This is a genomic window from Curtobacterium sp. C1 (assembly GCF_021049325.1).
Taxonomy (GTDB): domain Bacteria; phylum Actinomycetota; class Actinomycetes; order Actinomycetales; family Microbacteriaceae; genus Curtobacterium; species Curtobacterium citreum.
In genome coordinates this window covers 2,945,378-2,968,455 of sequence record NZ_CP088076.1, presented here as the reverse complement: position 1 = coordinate 2,968,455, position 23,078 = coordinate 2,945,378, and the positions used below count along the sequence as shown (strand labels likewise).

The window sequence follows — 23,078 nt, the reverse complement described above, 5'->3', positions numbered from 1 at the left end:
CCCGCACCACCGAACGACGCAGGACGACATGAGCGACGCGAACCAGCCGACCAAGACCGACGCCACCAACACGGGCGCCCTCTGGGGTGCCCGCTTCGCCGACGGGCCGAGCGCCGAGCTCGCCGCGCTGTCCCGATCGACGCAGTTCGACTGGCAGCTCGCCCCGTACGACATCGCCGGGTCCCGGGCCCACGCCCGTGCCCTGCACACCGCGGGGTACCTGACCGCTGACGAACTCGAGCGGATGCTCGCGGGACTGGACCGCCTCGAGACCGCCCACGCCGACGGCTCCCTGCAGCCCGCGGACGGCGACGAGGACGTGCACGGCGCCCTCGAACGTCTGCTCATCGCCGACCTCGGTCCGGAGCTCGGCGGCAAGCTCCGCGCCGGCCGCAGCCGGAACGACCAGATCGCGACGCTCGGACGCATGCACATGCTCGACCACGCGCGCCGGATCGGGCACCTCGTGATCGACCTGGTCGACGCACTCAGCCAGCAGGCCAACGAGCACCCCGGGGCGATCATGCCGGGCCGGACCCACCTGCAGCACGCGCAGCCCGTGCTCCTCGCGCACCACCTGCTCGCGCACGCATGGCCGCTCGTCCGCGACCTCGAGCGGCTCCACGACTGGGCCGACCGTGCGAGCGTCAGCCCGTACGGCGCCGGGGCCCTCGCCGGGAGTTCGCTCGGGCTCGACCCGACGGCCATCGCGCACGAGCTCGGCTTCGCCCGCCCGGCGGACAACTCGATCGACGCCACGGCCGCTCGCGACGTCGTCGCCGAGTTCGCGTTCGTGCTCGCGCAGATCGGCATCGACGTCTCCCGCCTGGCGGAAGAGGTCATCCTCTGGAACACGAAGGAGTTCGGCTTCGTCCGGCTGCACGACGCGTTCTCGACCGGGTCGAGCATCATGCCGCAGAAGAAGAACCCGGACATCGCCGAGCTCGCACGCGGCAAGTCCGGGCGCCTCGTCGGCAACCTCACCGGGCTGCTCGCGACGCTGAAGGGCCTGCCGCTCGCGTACAACCGCGACCTGCAGGAGGACAAGGAGCCCGTGTTCGACTCGGTCGCGCAGCTCGAGGTCCTGCTCCCCGCGTTCACCGGCATGATCGCGACGCTGACCTTCGACACCGACCGCATGGCCGCCCTCGCGCCGCAGGGCTTCTCGCTCGCGACCGACGTCGCCGAGTGGCTCGTCCGCCAGGGGGTGCCGTTCCGCGACGCGCACGAGGTCTCCGGCGCGCTCGTGCGGCACTGCGAGGAGCGCGGCATCGAGCTCGACGAGCCGACCGACGACGAGTACCGCGCGGTGTCCGCGCACCTCACGCCCGAGGTCCGCGGCGTCCTGACGATCGAGGGCAGCGTCGCGTCGCGGTCCGGCGTCGGCGGCACCGCGCCCGACCGGGTCGCCGAGCAGCTCGCGTCGCTGACCCGGCGCGTCCACGACCTCGCCGCGGGGGCGCCGTTCGCGCGATGACCTCGCCGCTCCACGCCCTCCTCGAGCTGCCGGCGCCGACCTCGGCGCCGGCGCTCCTCGGCGCGACGATCACGGGCAAGGGCGTCGTCCTCCGCATCACCGAGGTCGAGGCGTACTGGGGTCCGACCGACCCGGGCTCGCACGGGCACCGCGGCATGACCGAGCGCAACCGCCACCTGTTCGGCTCCCCGGGGACCCTCTACGCCTACCGCTCGTACGGCATCCACACGTGCGTCAACGTCGTGAGCGGTCCCGAGGGCACCTCCTCGGGGTCGCTCCTGCGGGCCGCCGAGGTCGTGGACGGCGTGCCGGTGGCGCGTGGCCGCCGCGGTGACCGCCCGGCGGACACCGCGTTGGCCCGTGGCCCCGGCAACCTCGGCACCGCGCTCGGCGCGGTCCTCGGGACGGACGACGGCACGTCACTGCTCGACGGCTCCGGCCCCTACGTGCTCGCCCTGGCACCCGGCCTGGAGGCGCGGATCACCGCCGACGGGCCCGCTGCGGTCGTCGACGCGCTCCTGTCCGCAGGATCCGGCGCGGCCGGACCGCGCATCGCGCGCGGGCCGCGGACGGGCGTCGGCGGCGTCGCCGGCGGCGCCGCCTTCCCCTGGCGCTTCTGGCTCGCGGGCGACCCCACGGTGTCCGCGTACCGACGACACAAGGGTGCCCTCGACTGACGGAGCCGCCCCGCGCCTCCAGTCCGGATCCCGGTGCGCGCCCGCGCGCCGCTACGATCGTCGTGTGTCCAGCGCAACCGATCACGATGTCCTGACACGTCAGCGGAACGACCCCACCTTCGCCTCGGTGTGGGACGAACTGCGCTGGCGTGGTCTGGTGCACGTCTCCACGGACGAGACGGCACTCAAGGAGGCCCTCGACGGCGAGCCGGTCACCTACTACTGCGGCTTCGACCCGACCGCCCCGTCGCTGCACTGCGGCAACCTGCTCCAGCTGCTGACCATGCGGCGGCTGCAGCTCGCCGGGCACCGGCCCCTCGCGCTCGTCGGCGGGTCGACCGGACTCATCGGCGACCCGCGCCCGACGGCAGAGCGCACGCTGAACACCCGTGAGACCGTCGCCGACTGGGTGTCGCGGCTGCAGGCGCAGGTGTCGCGGTTCCTCAGCGCGGACGGCGACAACGGCGTCCGGCTCGTGAACAACCTCGACTGGACGTCGCCGCTGACGGCGATCGACTTCCTGCGCGAGGTCGGCAAGTACTTCCGCGTCAACAGCATGCTCAAGAAGGACGCCGTCGCGGCGCGCCTGAACTCCGATGCGGGCATCAGCTACACGGAGTTCAGCTACCAGATCCTGCAGGGACTCGACTACCGCGAGCTGTACCGGCAGTACGGGTGCACGCTCCAGACGGGCGGCTCCGACCAGTGGGGCAACCTGACGTCGGGCACGGAGCTGATCCGGCGGTCCGAGGGTGCCTCGGTGCACGCCATCGGGACGCCGCTCATCACGAACTCCGACGGCACGAAGTTCGGCAAGAGCGAGGGCAACGCGATCTGGCTCGACCCGGAGATGACGTCGCCGTACGCCTTCTACCAGTTCTGGCTCAACACCGCGGACGCAGACGTGATCGCCCGGCTGCGGGAGTTCACCTTCCTGTCCCGCGAGGAGATCGAGCGGCTCGAGCGTGCCGTCGCCGACGAGCCCTTCCGACGTGAGGCCCAGCGGACGCTGGCGTACGACGTCACCGCGACCGTGCACGGGCACGACGCCACCCAGGCCGCGATCGATGCCTCGGCCGCGCTGTTCGGCAACGGCGACCTCGCGGCGCTGGACGCGGAGACCCTGCGGTCCGCGGTCGCCGAGCTGCCTGGTTCGGCGACGCTGGAGGGCGATGCCGACGTGGCGCGCGCCCTCGTGGAGACCGGACTCGTCAAGTCCCTGGGCGAGGCGCGGCGCGCGATCGACCAGGGCGGTGTGTACGTGAACAACGCACGTGCCGAGGACGCGACCGCACCGCTGTCGGGGCTCGCGCTCCCCGGGGGCGTCGTCGTCCTGCGCCGGGGGAAGAAGACCCTCGCCGGCGTGACCTTGTCCTGACCGGCTCCCGGCGCGTGTTGCAGAACGCGACACGCCCGGGAGCGGTCAGGGTTGGCGCTCACCGGGATCCCTGCGTAGAGTTCTTACTCGTCACCCCAAAGGTGCGGCGGAGCGGCTGGAGCGAGAGCCCAGAGCCTGCCGGCCTCAAGCGGGGGCCATCCTCCACCGAAGTTCGACCCGGGTCTTGTGCTCGGTCGCTTCGACGCTTAGGATGAACACTTCACCGGCCCTCTCCCACGGGATGAGCCACAGGACCTCGGTCCGACGCGTTGCCGGTGACAACCAAGATCGAAAGCCCCTCTGTTGTGGTCCGGTGTTACCGGGCTGATTGGTGGGTGCGTCTGGTCCTTGAGAACTCAACAGCGTGCACATTGTCAATGCCAATTATTTTGACCCCGTGCGATCGTGGCTCTTTTGGGGGCTTCGGTTGTCGGAGGCAATTCCTTTTGGATTGAATTGATTGTCAGTAGACAGTCTTTACAGTCAGTTTCAACTCGCTGACGCTTTCGGGTGTTGGTTGTATTTTTTTTACGGAGAGTTTGATCCTGGCTCAGGACGAACGCTGGCGGCGTGCTTAACACATGCAAGTCGAACGATGATGCCCAGCTTGCTGGGTGGATTAGTGGCGAACGGGTGAGTAACACGTGAGTAACCTGCCCCTGACTCTGGGACAAGCGTTGGAAACGACGTCTAATACTGGATATGACTGCCGGCCGCATGGTCTGGTGGTGGAAAGATTTTTTGGTTGGGGATGGACTCGCGGCCTATCAGCTTGTTGGTGAGGTAATGGCTCACCAAGGCGACGACGGGTAGCCGGCCTGAGAGGGTGACCGGCCACACTGGGACTGAGACACGGCCCAGACTCCTACGGGAGGCAGCAGTGGGGAATATTGCACAATGGGCGAAAGCCTGATGCAGCAACGCCGCGTGAGGGATGACGGCCTTCGGGTTGTAAACCTCTTTTAGTAGGGAAGAAGCGTAAGTGACGGTACCTGCAGAAAAAGCACCGGCTAACTACGTGCCAGCAGCCGCGGTAATACGTAGGGTGCAAGCGTTGTCCGGAATTATTGGGCGTAAAGAGCTCGTAGGCGGTTTGTCGCGTCTGCTGTGAAATCCCGAGGCTCAACCTCGGGCTTGCAGTGGGTACGGGCAGACTAGAGTGCGGTAGGGGAGATTGGAATTCCTGGTGTAGCGGTGGAATGCGCAGATATCAGGAGGAACACCGATGGCGAAGGCAGATCTCTGGGCCGTAACTGACGCTGAGGAGCGAAAGCGTGGGGAGCGAACAGGATTAGATACCCTGGTAGTCCACGCCGTAAACGTTGGGCGCTAGATGTAGGGACCTTTCCACGGTTTCTGTGTCGTAGCTAACGCATTAAGCGCCCCGCCTGGGGAGTACGGCCGCAAGGCTAAAACTCAAAGGAATTGACGGGGGCCCGCACAAGCGGCGGAGCATGCGGATTAATTCGATGCAACGCGAAGAACCTTACCAAGGCTTGACATACACCGGAAACGGCCAGAGATGGTTGCCCCCTTGTGGTCGGTGTACAGGTGGTGCATGGTTGTCGTCAGCTCGTGTCGTGAGATGTTGGGTTAAGTCCCGCAACGAGCGCAACCCTCGTTCTATGTTGCCAGCGCGTTATGGCGGGGACTCATAGGAGACTGCCGGGGTCAACTCGGAGGAAGGTGGGGATGACGTCAAATCATCATGCCCCTTATGTCTTGGGCTTCACGCATGCTACAATGGCCGGTACAAAGGGCTGCGATACCGTAAGGTGGAGCGAATCCCAAAAAGCCGGTCTCAGTTCGGATTGAGGTCTGCAACTCGACCTCATGAAGTCGGAGTCGCTAGTAATCGCAGATCAGCAACGCTGCGGTGAATACGTTCCCGGGCCTTGTACACACCGCCCGTCAAGTCATGAAAGTCGGTAACACCCGAAGCCGGTGGCCTAACCCTTGTGGAAGGAGCCGTCGAAGGTGGGATCGGTGATTAGGACTAAGTCGTAACAAGGTAGCCGTACCGGAAGGTGCGGCTGGATCACCTCCTTTCTAAGGAGCATCTGGCTCGTCCCCTCGTCTGCAGTAGGCAGGTGTGGGGTGGGTCCAGGCGCCTGGTTCGGACCGAACGTGTCCGACGGGTAGCTCATGGGTGGAACATTGACAGTGCAGTCGGGAGCGCAGCTTCCGGCCCTAGTACGCCAGCTTGCTGGTTGGGACGGGTCGGTGGTGAGCGGGTCGGCTGGTGCACGTTGTTGGGTCCTGAGGGACCAGGCTTCCCGGTCGCTGCCCTGTTCCAGGGTGGACGGTTTCCGGGGGTTGAGCCGGCGGAGTGATCCGTCAGGGTTCTTCGGTGGGCCACATGAAGCTGATGCGTTGGTGTCGGTGGGGTGTGGTGCCGATCGTATGTTGAGAACTACACAGTGGACGCGAGCATCTTTGAAATCGCTTGCAATGGTTGGTGGGCCTTCGGGTCTGACCGGCTTGTTGTGAGTGGATTGCAATTTTTAATCTTTGTGGTCAAGTTTCTAAGAGCAAACGGTGGATGCCTTGGCATCTGGAGCCGAAGAAGGACGTAGAAATCTGCGATAAGCCTCGGGGAGCTGATAATCGAGCTGTGAGCCGAGGATTTCCGAATGGGGAAACCCCGCCAGGCGCTTTTGTGACCTGGTGACTCCCGCCTGAATATATAGGGCGGGTAGAGGGAACGTGGGGAAGTGAAACATCTCAGTACCCACAGGAAGAGAAAACAACATGTGATTCCGTGAGTAGTGGCGAGCGAAAGCGGATGAGGCTAAACCGATCATGTGTGATAGCCGGCGGGCGTTGCATGGTCGGGGTTGTGGGACACGTCGCTCAGTTCTGCCGGACTGGGGCGGTTACAGCGCATCATAGTCGAACCGGTTTGAAAGCCGGGCCGTAGTGGGTGCCAGCCCCGTAGACGAAATGGTGTTATGGCCGGATGTGTATCCCAAGTAGCACGGGGCCCGAGAAATCCCGTGTGAATCTGTCAGGACCACCTGATAAGCCTAAATACTCCCAGATGACCGATAGCGGACAAGTACCGTGAGGGAAAGGTGAAAAGTACCCCGGGAGGGGAGTGAAATAGTACCTGAAACCGTTTGCTTACAAACCGTCGGAGCCTCCTTGTAGGGGTGACGGCGTGCCTTTTGAAGAATGAGCCTGCGAGTTAGTGATATGTGGCGAGGTTAACCCGTGTGGGGCAGCCGTAGCGAAAGCGAGTCTGAATAGGGCGATTCAGTCGCATGTCCTAGACCCGAAGCGAAGTGATCTATCCATGGCCAGGTTGAAGCGACGGTAAGACGTCGTGGAGGACCGAACCCACTTCAGTTGAAAATGGAGGGGATGAGCTGTGGATAGGGGTGAAAGGCCAATCAAACTTCGTGATAGCTGGTTCTCTCCGAAATGCATTTAGGTGCAGCGTTGCGTGTTTCTCGCCGGAGGTAGAGCTACTGGATGGCCGATGGGCCTCAACAGGTTACTGACGTCAGCCAAACTCCGAATGCCGGTGAGTGAGAGCGCAGCAGTGAGACGGTGGGGGATAAGCTTCATCGTCGAGAGGGAAACAACCCAGACTACCAACTAAGGCCCCTAAGCGTGTGCTAAGTGGGAAAGGATGTGGAGTTGCACAGACAACCAGGAGGTTGGCTTAGAAGCAGCCACCCTTGAAAGAGTGCGTAATAGCTCACTGGTCAAGTGATTCCGCGCCGACAATGTAACGGGGCTCAAGCACACCGCCGAAGTTGTAGATTTCGCACACCGATTAGCCTTCGTGGTTCAGTCGTGCGGAGTGGTAGGAGAGCGTCGTGTGGCGAGTGAAGCGGCGGAGGAATCCAGCCGTGGACGCCACACGAGTGAGAATGCAGGCATGAGTAGCGAAAGACGGGTGAGAAACCCGTCCTCCGAAAGACCAAGGGTTCCAGGGCCAGGTTAATCCGCCCTGGGTAAGTCGGGACCTAAGGCGAGGCCGACAGGCGTAGTCGATGGACAACGGGTTGATATTCCCGTACCGGCGAACAACCGCCCAAGCTAATCCAGTGGTGCTAAGAGTCCTAACCCGGATTCACCGGATCCCTTCGGGGTGATGGTGTCCGGTCTAACGCTCGACCCCATGCTGGTGCGGCTAGCGTATGAACAGGTGTGACGCAGGAAGGTAGCTGAGCCAGGCGATGGTATCCGTAAGGTGAACCTGGTGTAAGGATGTAGGGCTGACGATAGGCAAATCCGTCGTCTGTGTGCCTGAGATCCGACGCGTACCCGTTTGGGGAAATCAGTGATCCTATGCTGCCGAGAAAAGCATCGACGCGAGGTTGCAGCCGCCCGTACCCGAAACCGACTCAGGTGGTCAGGTAGAGAATACCAAGGAGATCGAGAGAATCGTGGTTAAGGAACTCGGCAAAATGCCCCCGTAACTTCGGGAGAAGGGGGGCCGGACACGTGATACGAACTTGCTTTGTTGAGCGTTGAAGGCCGCAGAGACCAGTGGGAAGCGACTGTTTACTAAAAACACAGGTCCGTGCGAAGTCGCAAGACGATGTATACGGACTGACGCCTGCCCGGTGCTGGAAGGTTAAGAGGAAGGGTTAGCCTCCGGGCGAAGCTCTGAATTTAAGCCCCAGTAAACGGCGGTGGTAACTATAACCATCCTAAGGTAGCGAAATTCCTTGTCGGGTAAGTTCCGACCTGCACGAATGGCGTAACGACTTCCCAGCTGTCTCAACCGCGAACTCGGCGAAATTGCACTACGAGTAAAGATGCTCGTTACGCGCAGCAGGACGGAAAGACCCCGTGACCTTTACTACAGTTTGGTATTGGTGTTCGGAGTGGCTTGTGTAGGATAGGTGGGAGACTGTGAAGCGGGCACGCTAGTGTTCGTGGAGTCATTGTTGAAATACCACTCTGGTCACTTTGGATGTCTAACGTAGGACCCTGATCGGGTTCATGGACAGTGCCTGATGGGTAGTTTAACTGGGGCGGTTGCCTCCCAAAGAGTAACGGAGGCGCCCAAAGGTTCCCTCAACCTGGTTGGCAATCAGGTGGCGAGTGTAAGTGCACAAGGGAGCTTGACTGTGAGACTGACAGGTCGAGCAGGGACGAAAGTCGGGACTAGTGATCCGGCAGTGGCTTGTGGAAGCGCTGTCGCTCAACGGATAAAAGGTACCTCGGGGATAACAGGCTGATCTTGCCCAAGAGTCCATATCGACGGCATGGTTTGGCACCTCGATGTCGGCTCGTCGCATCCTGGGGCTGGAGTAGGTCCCAAGGGTTGGGCTGTTCGCCCATTAAAGCGGTACGCGAGCTGGGTTTAGAACGTCGTGAGACAGTTCGGTCCCTATCCGCTGCGCGCGTTGGAAATTTGAGAAGATCTATCCCTAGTACGAGAGGACCGGGATGGACGAACCTCTGGTGTGTCAGTTGTTCTGCCAAGGGCACCGCTGATTAGCTACGTTCGGACCGGATAACCGCTGAAAGCATCTAAGCGGGAAGCCGTCTTCGAGATGAGATTTCCATGCACCTTGAGTGTGAGAGGCTCCCAGCAGACTACTGGGTTGATAGGCCGGATGTGGAAGCGGGGACTAACGACCCCTGGAGCTGACCGGTACTAATAAGCCGAAGACTTGACAACACACTTTTTACCCACACCGTTGGTGTGGGGCTCGCGTCCACTTTGTGGTTCCCGACAGACGATCGGGAACATGAAACTGAACACCGCGCATGCGCGGGACAGCTTTCTTGATCCGATGGGTCAAGTCGAAGGTGTTCCGGTGGTCATAGCGAGAGGGAAACGCCCGGTCACATTCCGAACCCGGAAGCTAAGCCTCTCAGCGCCGATGGTACTGCAAGGGGGACCTTGTGGGAGAGTAGGACGCCGCCGGACTCAACGTTGGTAACACCAGGGAACCCCTGACCATGACTGGTCAGGGGTTCCCTGCGTTTCCGGGCAAGTTGTCCCTCGGCAGCTACACCGTCATCATCGATGCATGACGCACCTGGGGGACCTGTTCATCGACGAGCCCACCGCCTGGGGGAGCCGTGGCGATCCGTGGCTGTGGCGGGAGCTCGGCGATCGGTTCGCCGGCGTCGAGTTGCCCGCGCGTCGGGGGTCGCTGGCCGCTGCGATCCGACGTGCCGCCGCTGATGCGATCGGGGCGCCGCTGACGTCGCCGAACCAAGACTCGGTGTTCGTCGAGCGGTTCGCCCACGGCGGGATGTCGTCCGGGATGGTGTCGCTGGCGTGGTGGCGGGACACGGGGCTGCCGGTCTTGCTCGAGCGGGCGGGCTTCTCAGGCGACGCCGTCCGCTTGCGGGTCACGCACGAGCACGACTGGGTCGCGGTGCGCGACCTGCGGCTCCGCAATGCCGCTGAGAACCCGATCGCGTACGGTGCGACGTTCGAGACGACGCTCGGGATGACGGAGGACGACTGGCGGCTCCGCGCACGACGTGGGACCGCAGCGGACAGCACGAGCGTCGTCGCGGTCGCTGAGGACGGGCGCTGGCTCGGGATGATGGCCTGCCATTCCGCGGCCGAGGGCGATGTGCTGCTCACGGGGGTGTACGTCGAACCGGATGCCCGAGGACCAGTACTGGGCGTCGCGGACGAACTCCTCGGCGAGGTCCTCACTTGGGCATCGATGCACGGCGACCGGATGCGCCTGTGGGTCGATGCCGGCCGCGGTGGCACCCCTGCCAGATCCTTCTACGCGCGCAACGGGTTCCACGCGTCCGGGGCTCGGCGACCGCTGCAGGACGCGTTCTCCGGGGAGCAGCTCGAGATGGTCCGGGGGACCGCGGTCTGAGTCGGCGTCGGCAGCGACCGGAGCGCACGCCCGGGCCGCCTGTGCGCTGCGGCGCGGTGCTGCGAGTGTTCCGTGCAATCAGTACGGAGGTCGGCTGATGCGCCGGTGGTCCTGACCAGCGGTGAAGGCCGAGGTCGTGCGGCTCCCGCTCGGTACCCCGTTCCCCGGAGATCAGCAGGGAGGTCGGGGCACGACACGCCCGGGAGTGAGCACGGTTGGCGGTGGCGGGATGTGCCGCGTAAGGTTGTACCTCGTTGCCGCTGAGGCGGAGAACGGAACGGCCGGTTGGTTCGGTTCCGAGTCTCGCCCGGGCAGCGAACTTCCAGCCCCTCTGTTGAGGTCCGGTGTTACCGGGCTGATTGGTGGGTGCGTCTGGTCCTTGAGAACTCAACAGCGTGCACATTGTCAATGCCAATTATTTTGACCCCGTGCGATCGTGGCTCCTTTTGGGGGCTTCGGTTGTCGGAGACAATTCCTTTTGGATTGAATTGATTGTCAGTAGACAGTCTTTACAGTCAGTTTCAACTCGCTGACGCTTTCGGGTGTTGGTTGTATTTTTTACGGAGAGTTTGATCCTGGCTCAGGACGAACGCTGGCGGCGTGCTTAACACATGCAAGTCGAACGATGATGCCCAGCTTGCTGGGTGGATTAGTGGCGAACGGGTGAGTAACACGTGAGTAACCTGCCCCTGACTCTGGGATAAGCGTTGGAAACGACGTCTAATACTGGATATGACTGCCGGCCGCATGGTCTGGTGGTGGAAAGATTTTTTGGTTGGGGATGGACTCGCGGCCTATCAGCTTGTTGGTGAGGTAATGGCTCACCAAGGCGACGACGGGTAGCCGGCCTGAGAGGGTGACCGGCCACACTGGGACTGAGACACGGCCCAGACTCCTACGGGAGGCAGCAGTGGGGAATATTGCACAATGGGCGAAAGCCTGATGCAGCAACGCCGCGTGAGGGATGACGGCCTTCGGGTTGTAAACCTCTTTTAGTAGGGAAGAAGCGTAAGTGACGGTACCTGCAGAAAAAGCACCGGCTAACTACGTGCCAGCAGCCGCGGTAATACGTAGGGTGCAAGCGTTGTCCGGAATTATTGGGCGTAAAGAGCTCGTAGGCGGTTTGTCGCGTCTGCTGTGAAATCCCGAGGCTCAACCTCGGGCTTGCAGTGGGTACGGGCAGACTAGAGTGCGGTAGGGGAGATTGGAATTCCTGGTGTAGCGGTGGAATGCGCAGATATCAGGAGGAACACCGATGGCGAAGGCAGATCTCTGGGCCGTAACTGACGCTGAGGAGCGAAAGCGTGGGGAGCGAACAGGATTAGATACCCTGGTAGTCCACGCCGTAAACGTTGGGCGCTAGATGTAGGGACCTTTCCACGGTTTCTGTGTCGTAGCTAACGCATTAAGCGCCCCGCCTGGGGAGTACGGCCGCAAGGCTAAAACTCAAAGGAATTGACGGGGGCCCGCACAAGCGGCGGAGCATGCGGATTAATTCGATGCAACGCGAAGAACCTTACCAAGGCTTGACATACACCGGAAACGGCCAGAGATGGTTGCCCCCTTGTGGTCGGTGTACAGGTGGTGCATGGTTGTCGTCAGCTCGTGTCGTGAGATGTTGGGTTAAGTCCCGCAACGAGCGCAACCCTCGTTCTATGTTGCCAGCGCGTTATGGCGGGGACTCATAGGAGACTGCCGGGGTCAACTCGGAGGAAGGTGGGGATGACGTCAAATCATCATGCCCCTTATGTCTTGGGCTTCACGCATGCTACAATGGCCGGTACAAAGGGCTGCGATACCGTAAGGTGGAGCGAATCCCAAAAAGCCGGTCTCAGTTCGGATTGAGGTCTGCAACTCGACCTCATGAAGTCGGAGTCGCTAGTAATCGCAGATCAGCAACGCTGCGGTGAATACGTTCCCGGGCCTTGTACACACCGCCCGTCAAGTCATGAAAGTCGGTAACACCCGAAGCCGGTGGCCTAACCCTTGTGGAAGGAGCCGTCGAAGGTGGGATCGGTGATTAGGACTAAGTCGTAACAAGGTAGCCGTACCGGAAGGTGCGGCTGGATCACCTCCTTTCTAAGGAGCATCTGGCTCGTCCCCTCGTCTGCAGTAGGCAGGTGTGGGGTGGGTCCAGGCGCCTGGTTCGGACCGAACGTGTCCGACGGGTAGCTCATGGGTGGAACATTGACAGTGCAGTCGGGAGCGCAGCTTCCGGCCCTAGTACGCCAGCTTGCTGGTTGGGACGGGTCGGTGGTGAGCGGGTCGGCTGGTGCACGTTGTTGGGTCCTGAGGGACCAGGCTTCCCGGTCGCTGCCCTGTTCCAGGGTGGACGGTTTCCGGGGGTTGAGCCGGCGGAGTGATCCGTCAGGGTTCTTCGGTGGGCCACATGAAGCTGATGCGTTGGTGTCGGTGGGGTGTGGTGCCGATCGTATGTTGAGAACTACACAGTGGACGCGAGCATCTTTGAAATCGCTTGCAATGGTTGGTGGGCCTTCGGGTCTGACCGGCTTGTTGTGAGTGGATTGCAATTTTTAATCTTTGTGGTCAAGTTTCTAAGAGCAAACGGTGGATGCCTTGGCATCTGGAGCCGAAGAAGGACGTAGAAATCTGCGATAAGCCTCGGGGAGCTGATAATCGAGCTGTGAGCCGAGGATTTCCGAATGGGGAAACCCCGCCAGGCGCTTTTGTGACCTGGTGACTCCCGCCTGAATATATAGGGCGGGTAGAGGGAACGTGGGGAAGTGAAACATCTCAGTACCCACAGGAAGAGAAAACAACATGTGATTCCGTGAGTAGTGGCGAGCGAAAGCGGATGAGGCTAAACCGATCATGTGTGATAGCCGGCGGGCGTTGCATGGTCGGGGTTGTGGGACACGTCGCTCAGTTCTGCCGGACTGGGGCGGTTACAGCGCATCATAGTCGAACCGGTTTGAAAGCCGGGCCGTAGTGGGTGCCAGCCCCGTAGACGAAATGGTGTTATGGCCGGATGTGTATCCCAAGTAGCACGGGGCCCGAGAAATCCCGTGTGAATCTGTCAGGACCACCTGATAAGCCTAAATACTCCCAGATGACCGATAGCGGACAAGTACCGTGAGGGAAAGGTGAAAAGTACCCCGGGAGGGGAGTGAAATAGTACCTGAAACCGTTTGCTTACAAACCGTCGGAGCCTCCTTGTAGGGGTGACGGCGTGCCTTTTGAAGAATGAGCCTGCGAGTTAGTGATATGTGGCGAGGTTAACCCGTGTGGGGCAGCCGTAGCGAAAGCGAGTCTGAATAGGGCGATTCAGTCGCATGTCCTAGACCCGAAGCGAAGTGATCTATCCATGGCCAGGTTGAAGCGACGGTAAGACGTCGTGGAGGACCGAACCCACTTCAGTTGAAAATGGAGGGGATGAGCTGTGGATAGGGGTGAAAGGCCAATCAAACTTCGTGATAGCTGGTTCTCTCCGAAATGCATTTAGGTGCAGCGTTGCGTGTTTCTCGCCGGAGGTAGAGCTACTGGATGGCCGATGGGCCTCAACAGGTTACTGACGTCAGCCAAACTCCGAATGCCGGTGAGTGAGAGCGCAGCAGTGAGACGGTGGGGGATAAGCTTCATCGTCGAGAGGGAAACAACCCAGACTACCAACTAAGGCCCCTAAGCGTGTGCTAAGTGGGAAAGGATGTGGAGTTGCACAGACAACCAGGAGGTTGGCTTAGAAGCAGCCACCCTTGAAAGAGTGCGTAATAGCTCACTGGTCAAGTGATTCCGCGCCGACAATGTAACGGGGCTCAAGCACACCGCCGAAGTTGTAGATTTCGCACACCGATTAGCCTTCGTGGTTCAGTCGTGCGGAGTGGTAGGAGAGCGTCGTGTGGCGAGTGAAGCGGCGGAGGAATCCAGCCGTGGACGCCACACGAGTGAGAATGCAGGCATGAGTAGCGAAAGACGGGTGAGAAACCCGTCCTCCGAAAGACCAAGGGTTCCAGGGCCAGGTTAATCCGCCCTGGGTAAGTCGGGACCTAAGGCGAGGCCGACAGGCGTAGTCGATGGACAACGGGTTGATATTCCCGTACCGGCGAACAACCGCCCAAGCTAATCCAGTGGTGCTAAGAGTCCTAACCCGGATTCACCGGATCCCTTCGGGGTGATGGTGTCCGGTCTAACGCTCGACCCCATGCTGGTGCGGCTAGCGTATGAACAGGTGTGACGCAGGAAGGTAGCTGAGCCAGGCGATGGTATCCGTAAGGTGAACCTGGTGTAAGGATGTAGGGCTGACGATAGGCAAATCCGTCGTCTGTGTGCCTGAGATCCGACGCGTACCCGTTTGGGGAAATCAGTGATCCTATGCTGCCGAGAAAAGCATCGACGCGAGGTTGCAGCCGCCCGTACCCGAAACCGACTCAGGTGGTCAGGTAGAGAATACCAAGGAGATCGAGAGAATCGTGGTTAAGGAACTCGGCAAAATGCCCCCGTAACTTCGGGAGAAGGGGGGCCGGACACGTGATACGAACTTGCTTTGTTGAGCGTTGAAGGCCGCAGAGACCAGTGGGAAGCGACTGTTTACTAAAAACACAGGTCCGTGCGAAGTCGCAAGACGATGTATACGGACTGACGCCTGCCCGGTGCTGGAAGGTTAAGAGGAAGGGTTAGCCTCCGGGCGAAGCTCTGAATTTAAGCCCCAGTAAACGGCGGTGGTAACTATAACCATCCTAAGGTAGCGAAATTCCTTGTCGGGTAAGTTCCGACCTGCACGAATGGCGTAACGACTTCCCAGCTGTCTCAACCGCGAACTCGGCGAAATTGCACTACGAGTAAAGATGCTCGTTACGCGCAGCAGGACGGAAAGACCCCGTGACCTTTACTACAGTTTGGTATTGGTGTTCGGAGTGGCTTGTGTAGGATAGGTGGGAGACTGTGAAGCGGGCACGCTAGTGTTCGTGGAGTCATTGTTGAAATACCACTCTGGTCACTTTGGATGTCTAACGTAGGACCCTGATCGGGTTCATGGACAGTGCCTGATGGGTAGTTTAACTGGGGCGGTTGCCTCCCAAAGAGTAACGGAGGCGCCCAAAGGTTCCCTCAACCTGGTTGGCAATCAGGTGGCGAGTGTAAGTGCACAAGGGAGCTTGACTGTGAGACTGACAGGTCGAGCAGGGACGAAAGTCGGGACTAGTGATCCGGCAGTGGCTTGTGGAAGCGCTGTCGCTCAACGGATAAAAGGTACCTCGGGGATAACAGGCTGATCTTGCCCAAGAGTCCATATCGACGGCATGGTTTGGCACCTCGATGTCGGCTCGTCGCATCCTGGGGCTGGAGTAGGTCCCAAGGGTTGGGCTGTTCGCCCATTAAAGCGGTACGCGAGCTGGGTTTAGAACGTCGTGAGACAGTTCGGTCCCTATCCGCTGCGCGCGTTGGAAATTTGAGAAGATCTATCCCTAGTACGAGAGGACCGGGATGGACGAACCTCTGGTGTGTCAGTTGTTCTGCCAAGGGCACCGCTGATTAGCTACGTTCGGACCGGATAACCGCTGAAAGCATCTAAGCGGGAAGCCGTCTTCGAGATGAGATTTCCATGCACCTTGAGTGTGAGAGGCTCCCAGCAGACTACTGGGTTGATAGGCCGGATGTGGAAGCGGGGACTAACGACCCGTGGAGCTGACCGGTACTAATAAGCCGAAGACTTGACAACACACTTTTTACCCACACCGTTGGTGTGGGGCTCGCGTCCACTTTGTGGTTCCCGACAGACGATCGGGAACATGAAACTGAACACCGCGCATGCGCGGGACAGCTTTCTTGATCCGATGGGTCAAGTCGAAGGTGTTCCGGTGGTCATAGCGAGAGGGAAACGCCCGGTCACATTCCGAACCCGGAAGCTAAGCCTCTCAGCGCCGATGGTACTGCAAGGGGGACCTTGTGGGAGAGTAGGACGCCGCCGGACTCAACGTAAGTGATGTGGCCATCGGCCCTCCATCGAGAACTCGTAGGGGAGACCCTCGTTCTCGGGAGGCCGGTGGCCACATCTGTTTCTGCTGCAGGTCGCTCGACTCACTGGCCGGTTCGTGATGGACTGGGACGGTGCGGCTGTCCGACCGGCAGCGCCTGTACACACAACGACACAGCGGACGATCGCCAGGGCCTCGGGCCCGGGCACGCAACGAGGAGCAACGGTGGCGAACGACGACGAGCAGCGACGCAACGACGGGGATCGTGCGGGCCGTCCCGACAACGGTCGTGGCCGTGGTCCTCGTCGGGACAACGGACCCCGTGGCTCCGGAGATCGCTGGGCTTCGGGCCCGCGTGACTTCGAGCGGCGTGAGGGTGACCGTGGGTCTCGCGGCGGCGATCGTCCGGCCGGCGGCTCGGGCGGTCGGTCCTCCCGCGACGGCGACCGTTCGTTCCGTGACGGTGGGCGGCGCCCCGCGTGGCGCGGCGACCGTGATGTGGCGCGTCCGCCCCGTGGGGACGGGCCCCGCGGCGACCGCACCGATCGACCGCGCCGGGATGGTGACCTTCCGTTCCGTGGCGGGCATGACCGTCGTCCGCAGCGAGACGGTGAGCGTCGGCCGTTCCGCGGTGGTGACGATCGTCGCCCGCAGCGTGAGGGCGACCGTCCGTTCCGTGGTGGTGACCGGCCGTTCCGGGGGAACGATGACCGTCGTCCGCAGCGTGATGGTGACCGGCCGTTCCGTGGAGGTGATGAGCGTCGTCCGCAGCGTGACGGCGAGCGTCGTCCGTTCCGCGGTGGTGACGATCGTCGCCCGCAGCGTGATGGCGACCGAGCGTTCCGTGGTGGTGACCGGCCGTTCCGTGGTGGCGATGACCGTCGTCCGCAGCGTGATGGTGACCGGCCGTTCCGTGGTGGCGATGACCGTCGTCCGCAGCGCGATGGCGACCGTCGTCCGTTCCGTGGTGGTGACGACCGTCGTCCGCAGCGCGATGGCGACCGTCGTCCGTTCCGTGGTGGTGACGACCGCCCCCGTCGCGACGACCGCGGCGGCGACCGTCCGCGCTTCGGGGACGGCAGCCGTCACGCCGGCGCCAGGTTCGGCGAGGCCGCCCGTGACGACTGGGAAGACCGGGACCCGTACGGCACGCGCTCGATCCGCCCGCGGCACGACGACCCGGAGATCGACGAGAGCGTCAGCGCACGCGACCTCGACCCCGCGGCGCGTGCCGAGCTCAAGACGCTCAGCAAGGACAACGCCGAGTGGGTCGCGAAGCACCTCGTCATGGCGGCGCTGCTCGTGGACGAGGATCCGGAGACGGCCAACCTCCACGCGTTGAGTGCCGCACGTCGAGCCGGACGTGTCGCGGTCGTCCGCGAGACCGCTGCGATCACGGCCTACCGGACCGGTGACTTCGCGACGGCCCTCCGTGAGCTGCGGACCTACCGCCGCATCTCGGGCCGGAGCGACCAGCTGCCGATGATGGTCGACTGCGAGCGGGGACTCGGCCGTCCGGAGCGCGCGCTCGAACTCGGGCGTTCGGTGGACCGCGCGGCACTGGAGACTCCGGTGCAGGTGGAGCTCGCGATCGCGATGTCGGGTGCACGACTCGACCTCGGGAACCCCACAGCCGCGCTCGGCGAGCTGGAGATTCCACAGCTCGACCCGAGCACGGCCTACAGCTGGTCACCGGCGCTCTACAGTGCTTACGCGGCCACGCTCGAGGAGCTCGGCCGCCAGGACGAGGCCGACGAGTGGTGGGCGCGGGTCGACCGCGCCGCCGCTGCGCTCGAGGAAGCCGCCGACGACAACGCATGGGAGACGGTTGATGTGGTCGAGGAAGAAGTCGAAGGACACGACGAGCACGGCGCCGACGGGATCGACGACACCGAGCAGCTCGGGGACGACACCGACGAGCGCGACGACCCCGACCAGCTCGGCGGCGACACCGACGAGCTCGACGAGCCCGACGACGACCTCGGCGAGATCGACGACGACAACCCCCGCGACGTCGAGGGCTCCGCAGCCGACTGAGGCGCGGCCGACGCCGCCGACGGAGGGTGTGGACGTCGTCCTCACCGACCTCGACGGCGTCGTCTACCGCGGACGCAACGCGATCCCGCACGCGGTGGAGGCCCTGACGCGGGCGTCGCTCTCGGCACGCGTCGGCTACATCACGAACAACGCGTCACGTCGCCCGGTCGACGTGGCGGAGCACCTCGAGCGCTTCGGGCTCGAGGTCGGTGCCGACGACGTCGTCACCTCGTCGCAGGCTGGCGTCCGACTGCTCGAGACGCTCGTGCCGGCCGGGTCCACGGTCCTCGTGACCGGCGGGCTCGGTCTGACGAGCATCGTCGAGGCCGCCGGCTTCACGGTGACGTCGAGCGCCGAGGACGCGCCGGCCGCGGTCATCCAGGGGTTCTCGCCGGACCTCGGGTGGACGCACCTGGCCGAGGCCGCCTTCGCGCTCGCTGACCCCGACGTGCCGTGGGTCGCGACGAACATGGACTGGTCGATCCCGGTCGAGCGCGGGATCGCGCCCGGCAACGGCACGCTCGTGTCCGCCGTGCACCAGGCCGTCGGTCGGATGCCGGTCGTGGCGGGGAAGCCCGAGCGTCCGATCTTCGATGCTGCCCTGGCCCGCTTCGGCGGGGAGCACCCGCTGTTCATCGGGGACCGGCTCGACACCGACATCAAGGGCGCGAACGACGCCGGCATCCCGAGCGTGCTCGTCCTGACCGGCATCGACCAGGCGAAGCAGGTGCTCGCGGCGGACGTCCGGTCGCGGCCGACGTTCCTGCTCGAGGACCTCCGCGGACTGTCGGAGCCCTACCCGGTGACGCTCCGGCGCGAGGACGCCGACGGCACCCGGTACGTGACGGTCGGCGACGCGACGGTGGCCATGCACGGGCACCGTGTCCGTGTCCTGGACGGTGGGACCGCCATCGACCGACTGCGTGCCGGTGCCGCCCTGATCTGGGAGTCCGGACTGGCCATCTACGGCCTCGACGTGGACCCGAAGCTGTACGGCGGCGAGTAGCCTGACCGACGTGTCGAACCACGAGCCGGGACCCGAGCCGGGCGCCGCCCAGCCGATCCCGGGGCCGGGCACTGTCCCGCAGGCTGCCGAGCCGGACGACGTCGCGGCGCGGACCGCCCGGGCAGAGTCGCTGCCGCTCGAGGAACGCGCCGACGCCTTCGCGGCCCTGCACGACGAACTCCGCACCCGTCTCGAGAGCGGGCAGCAGGTGCCGCGTGCCTGAGACCGCTCCGGTCAGACTCGACGCACTCCTGGCAGCCCGCGGTCTGGCCCGCTCCCGCACGGCCGCCGCGAAGCTCATCCAGGCCGGCCGGGTGACGGTGGCGGGCGCCGCGGTCGTGAAGCCCTCGACGCCGGCCGACCCGGACGCGGAGATCGTGGTGGACACCGAGGACGAGTGGGTCTCGCGTGCGGCCGTCAAGCTCGTCGGCGCGCTCGACGAGTTCGCGGTCGACCCCGCTGGCCGGGTCGTGCTCGACGTCGGCGCGAGTACGGGCGGCTTCACGCAGGTCCTCCTGCACCGGGGCGCCCGCCGGGTCGTGGCGCTCGACGTCGGACACGGACAGCTGGACCCGGTCCTGGCCCTCGACGAGCGCGTGCGCGTGGTGGAGGGGACGAACGCGCGGGAACTCACCGCCGAGGACTACACGGCGCTCGACCCCGAAGCCGCCGACACGAGCCTGATCGTGGGGGACCTGTCCTTCATCTCGCTGCGCCTGGTGCTCCCCGTGCTCGCCGAGGCGGTGCCGGCCGACGACTTCGTGCTGCTCGTGAAGCCGCAGTTCGAGGTCGGCCGCGGCGGTGTCCGCGAGGGCATCGTGCGGGACGCCGGGCTGCGGAACGACGCGCTCATGAACGTCCTCTGGTCGGCGTGGGACGCGGGCCTCGGGACCACCGGCCTCGCCGCCTCACCCATCGTCGGGACGCACGGGAACCACGAGTACCTCGCGCGCTTCCAGCGTCGTGTCGGTGGCGATCCGACAGAATGGGGGAACCCGACAGCGTGGATCGGTCGGGCGACCGAACTGACCGAAGGGGCTGCATGAGCGACCGGCACATCCTGCTCGTCTCCCACACGGGTCGCCAGGACTCCATCGACGCCGCCGTCGAGGTCTGCGACCTCCTCCACGCGGCAGGGCTCGTCCCGGTGATGCCCTTCGACGAGTACGCCGACGTCCGGCGCGCGGAGGCGTCCGTCGGGCAGGTCGACATCCTGAACGTCGACGTGCAGGCCGACCAGCTCGAGATCGTCATCGTGCTCGGCGGGGACGGCACGATCCTCCGTGCGGCCGAACTCGTCCGTGGGACGGGGGCGCCGATCGTGGGCGTCAACCTCGGGCACGTCGGGTTCCTGGCCGAGAGCGAGCGCGACGGGCTGCACGCCACGGTCGAGCGGGCGCTGTCGGGCGACTACAAGGTCGAGGAACGCGTCACCCTGCAGGTCGACGTCGTCGTCGGACACGAGGTCGTGTACTCGTCCTGGGCCCTGAACGAGGCAACCATCGAGAAGGCATCGCGTGAGCGCATGCTCGAGGTCGTGACGGAGGTCGACGGCCGCCCGCTGTCCTCGTTCGGCTGCGACGGGGTGGTCGTCTCGACCCCGACCGGTTCGACCGCGTACTCGTTCTCCGGCGGCGGCCCGGTCGTCTGGCCGGACGTCGACGCGCTCCTGATGGTGCCGCTCAGCGCCCACGCCCTGTTCTCGCGGCCGATCGTCGTCGGCCCCGATCGCGTGCTCGCGGTCGAGGTCCTGCGCCGCACGAGCGGCGTCGGCGTGCTCTGGTGCGACGGCCGCCGCACCCACGACCTGCCGCCCGGCGCCCGGGTCGAGGTCCGTCGCTCGCCCGACCCGGTGCGCGTCGCACGGCTCAAGGACGCCCCGTTCACCGACCGCCTCGTGGCGAAGTTCCAGCTGCCCGTCGCCGGGTGGCGCGGGCCGGCGACCGAGGACGACGCATGATCGAGGAGATCGTCATCTCCGACCTCGGCGTGATCGGCGAGACCACGCTCGAGCTCGGTCCCGGCTTCACGGTCGTCACGGGCGAGACCGGCGCGGGCAAGACGATGATCGTCACCGCGCTCGGACTCCTGCTCGGCGCGCGTGCGGACGCGGGCTCGGTCCGTCGCGGTGCCCCCAGTGCCGTGGTCGAGGGGCGCTGGCACGTGCCTGAGCACGACGCCGTGGCCGAACGCGTCGAGGACGCCGGCGGGACCGTCGAGGACGGCGAGCTCATCCTCACCCGCACGGTGTCCGCGGAGGGCCGCAGCCGTGCCACGGTCGGTGGCCGCAGCGCCCCGGTCGCGGTGCTCGGTGAACTCGCCGACCAGCTCGTCACGGTGCACGGGCAGTCCGACCAGATCCGCCTGACCTCGTCGAGCGCCCAACGCGCCGCGCTCGACGGCTTCGGCGGTCGGGCCGTGCAGCGCGCCCTCGACGCCTACGTCGCGGCGTACGACACGTGGCAGACCCACACCGGCGAGCTCGAGACCCTCGTGCGCGACCGTGACGACCGCGTCGCCGAGGCCGAGCGGATCCGCGCGGCCTCGGACGAGATCGAGGCCGCCGACCCGCAGCCGGGCGAGGACGCCGAGCTCGCCGAGCGTGCCGAGCGCCTCGGGAACCTCGAGGAACTGCGGCTGTCCGCCGGTCTCGCGCACGAGGCGCTGTCGAGCGAGTCCCTCGACGACAGCCCGGACGTCGTCGGCCTGGTCGAGTCGGCCCGCCGCGCGATCGAGCGGGTGGCCGGCTCCGACGCGGCCCTGCAGCCGGTGCTCGAGCAGCTCACCGAGCTCGGCATCCAGGCGGCCGAGGCGTCGGCATCGCTGTCGAGCTACCTCGGTTCGCTCGAACCGGACGCCGGGCACGACCTCGAGCTCATCAACGAGCGACGGGCGCTCCTCGCGGGACTCACGCGCAAGTACGGCGACACCGTCGACGACGTCATCGCGTACGGGCAGCGAGCGAGCGACCGGCTGCTCGAGCTCGACGGTGACGACGACCGCATCGTCGCGCTGCAGCAGGCCGTCGAACACGACGAGCGGGCGCTGGAGCAGGCCGCGGCGACCCTCACGGCCGCGCGGACGAAGGCGGCGGCGGACCTCGCGAAGCGGGTCACCGCCGAGCTCAAGACCCTCGCGATGGCCGGCGCCACCCTGGTCGTCGAGGTCACCGACGGCGGCGAGTACCGCCGGCACGGGCGCGACCAGGTCGCGATCCTGCTGCAGCCGCACTCCGGCACGGACCCGCGGCCGATCGGCAAGGGCGCCTCCGGTGGTGAGCTCTCCCGCGTGATGCTCGCGATCGAGGTCGTCATGGCCGGCAGCACGACGGTCCCGACGTTCGTCTTCGACGAGGTCGACGCGGGCGTCGGCGGTGCCGCGGCGATCGAGATCGGTCGGCGCCTCGCCAAGCTCGCGGAGCGCACGCAGGTCATCGTCGTCACGCACCTGGCGCAGGTGGCCGCGTTCGCGAACAACCACCTCAACGTCGTGAAGGACGCCAGCGGTGCGGTGACCTCGTCGAGCGTGCGACGGCTCGAGGGCGAGGAGCGGCTGCAGGAGATGGCTCGGCTGCTCTCCGGGCTCGGCGACAGCGCGAGCGGCATGGAGCACGCGCGGGAACTCCTCGACGTCGCCGGCCAGCAGGCCTGACCGAGTCGGACCGGCTCGACCGAGCGGGCCGTGCGCTGCGGACCCGGCGGCCCACCGGGCGCAACGCCCGCGGCGAACGCGGGTCGCGCCTCCCGGCAGTTCTG

General features: G+C 64.4%; 11 protein-coding genes and 6 rRNA genes. All 17 read left to right on the top strand.

Going from position 1 to position 23,078, the window contains the following annotated elements:
• The first annotated feature begins 28 nt into the window (after positions 1-28).
• The 17 genes from argH (at position 29) to recN (ending at position 22,974) form a co-directional block, all read left to right on the top strand.
• Entirely contained in the window at positions 29-1,477 is a 1,449-nt protein-coding gene (gene argH, locus LQK89_RS14230) for an argininosuccinate lyase (RefSeq protein WP_231049502.1), read from the top strand.
• On the top strand, positions 1,474-2,154 hold the full coding sequence (locus tag LQK89_RS14225) for a DNA-3-methyladenine glycosylase (protein WP_058742107.1): 681 nt from the start codon (positions 1,474-1,476) through the stop codon (positions 2,152-2,154). Before argH ends, LQK89_RS14225 begins: the two co-directional genes overlap by 4 nt.
• 64 nt (positions 2,155-2,218) lie before the next feature.
• Positions 2,219-3,532: a tyrosine--tRNA ligase gene (gene tyrS, locus LQK89_RS14220; protein WP_231049501.1), complete on the top strand. Its 1,314-nt coding sequence runs from the start codon at positions 2,219-2,221 to the stop codon at positions 3,530-3,532.
• A gap of 527 nt (positions 3,533-4,059) precedes the next feature.
• Positions 4,060-5,581: ribosomal RNA gene (locus LQK89_RS14215) — 16S ribosomal RNA — on the top strand.
• A 466-nt stretch (positions 5,582-6,047) separates the two neighbouring features.
• Positions 6,048-9,176, top strand: a 23S ribosomal RNA gene (locus LQK89_RS14210).
• 135 nt (positions 9,177-9,311) lie between these two features.
• Positions 9,312-9,428, top strand: a 5S ribosomal RNA gene (gene rrf / locus LQK89_RS14205).
• A gap of 103 nt (positions 9,429-9,531) precedes the next feature.
• Entirely contained in the window at positions 9,532-10,350 is an 819-nt protein-coding gene (locus tag LQK89_RS14200) for a GNAT family N-acetyltransferase (protein WP_231049500.1), read from the top strand.
• Positions 10,351-10,907: 557 nt separating this feature from the next.
• Positions 10,908-12,429, top strand: a 16S ribosomal RNA gene (locus LQK89_RS14195).
• Between the two features lie 466 nt (positions 12,430-12,895).
• Positions 12,896-16,024, top strand: a 23S ribosomal RNA gene (locus LQK89_RS14190).
• 135 nt (positions 16,025-16,159) lie between these two features.
• Positions 16,160-16,276: ribosomal RNA gene (rrf, locus tag LQK89_RS14185) — 5S ribosomal RNA — on the top strand.
• The 16S, 23S and 5S rRNA genes sit together here, the layout of an rRNA operon.
• A 590-nt stretch (positions 16,277-16,866) precedes the next feature.
• Positions 16,867-17,622 carry a hypothetical protein gene (locus LQK89_RS14180; protein WP_231049499.1) on the top strand — a complete coding sequence of 252 codons (756 nt, stop codon included), beginning with the start codon at positions 16,867-16,869 and terminating at the stop codon, positions 17,620-17,622.
• The gene (locus LQK89_RS14175; RefSeq protein WP_231049498.1) at positions 17,619-18,317 is read left to right on the top strand and encodes a hypothetical protein; all 699 of its coding nucleotides are present in this window, start codon (positions 17,619-17,621) and stop codon (positions 18,315-18,317) included. Before LQK89_RS14180 ends, LQK89_RS14175 begins: the two co-directional genes overlap by 4 nt.
• A 28-nt stretch (positions 18,318-18,345) precedes the next feature.
• Entirely contained in the window at positions 18,346-19,323 is a 978-nt protein-coding gene (locus tag LQK89_RS14170; protein WP_058743136.1) for an HAD-IIA family hydrolase, read from the top strand.
• A gap of 10 nt (positions 19,324-19,333) precedes the next feature.
• A complete protein-coding gene (locus LQK89_RS14165) occupies positions 19,334-19,546 on the top strand; it encodes a hypothetical protein (RefSeq protein ID WP_175325576.1) in 213 nt (70 codons plus the stop codon).
• Positions 19,539-20,369, top strand: a complete 831-nt coding sequence (locus LQK89_RS14160; RefSeq protein ID WP_231049497.1) for a TlyA family RNA methyltransferase — start codon at positions 19,539-19,541, stop codon at positions 20,367-20,369. The genes LQK89_RS14165 and LQK89_RS14160 overlap by 8 nt, the downstream gene beginning before the upstream one ends.
• Positions 20,366-21,283 carry an NAD kinase gene (locus LQK89_RS14155; protein ID WP_058743139.1) on the top strand — a complete coding sequence of 306 codons (918 nt, stop codon included), beginning with the start codon at positions 20,366-20,368 and terminating at the stop codon, positions 21,281-21,283. The genes LQK89_RS14160 and LQK89_RS14155 overlap by 4 nt, the downstream gene beginning before the upstream one ends.
• The gene (gene recN, locus LQK89_RS14150; protein WP_231049496.1) at positions 21,280-22,974 is read left to right on the top strand and encodes a DNA repair protein RecN; all 1,695 of its coding nucleotides are present in this window, start codon (positions 21,280-21,282) and stop codon (positions 22,972-22,974) included. The genes LQK89_RS14155 and recN overlap by 4 nt, the downstream gene beginning before the upstream one ends.
• The last annotated feature ends 104 nt before the right edge of the window (positions 22,975-23,078 follow it).

Bases quoted from the DNA above. Each gene is read 5' to 3' on its own strand.
- argH (WP_231049502.1), top strand. From the start codon at position 29: ATGAGCGACGCGAACCAGCCGACCAAGACCGACGCCACCAACACGGGC.
- recN (WP_231049496.1), top strand. From the start codon at position 21,280: ATGATCGAGGAGATCGTCATCTCCGACCTCGGCGTGATCGGCGAGACC.
- LQK89_RS14200 (WP_231049500.1), top strand. From the start codon at position 9,532: ATGACGCACCTGGGGGACCTGTTCATCGACGAGCCCACCGCCTGGGGG.
- LQK89_RS14180 (WP_231049499.1), top strand. From the start codon at position 16,867: ATGACCGTCGTCCGCAGCGAGACGGTGAGCGTCGGCCGTTCCGCGGTG.
- LQK89_RS14225 (WP_058742107.1), top strand. From the start codon at position 1,474: ATGACCTCGCCGCTCCACGCCCTCCTCGAGCTGCCGGCGCCGACCTCG.
- LQK89_RS14155 (WP_058743139.1), top strand. From the start codon at position 20,366: ATGAGCGACCGGCACATCCTGCTCGTCTCCCACACGGGTCGCCAGGAC.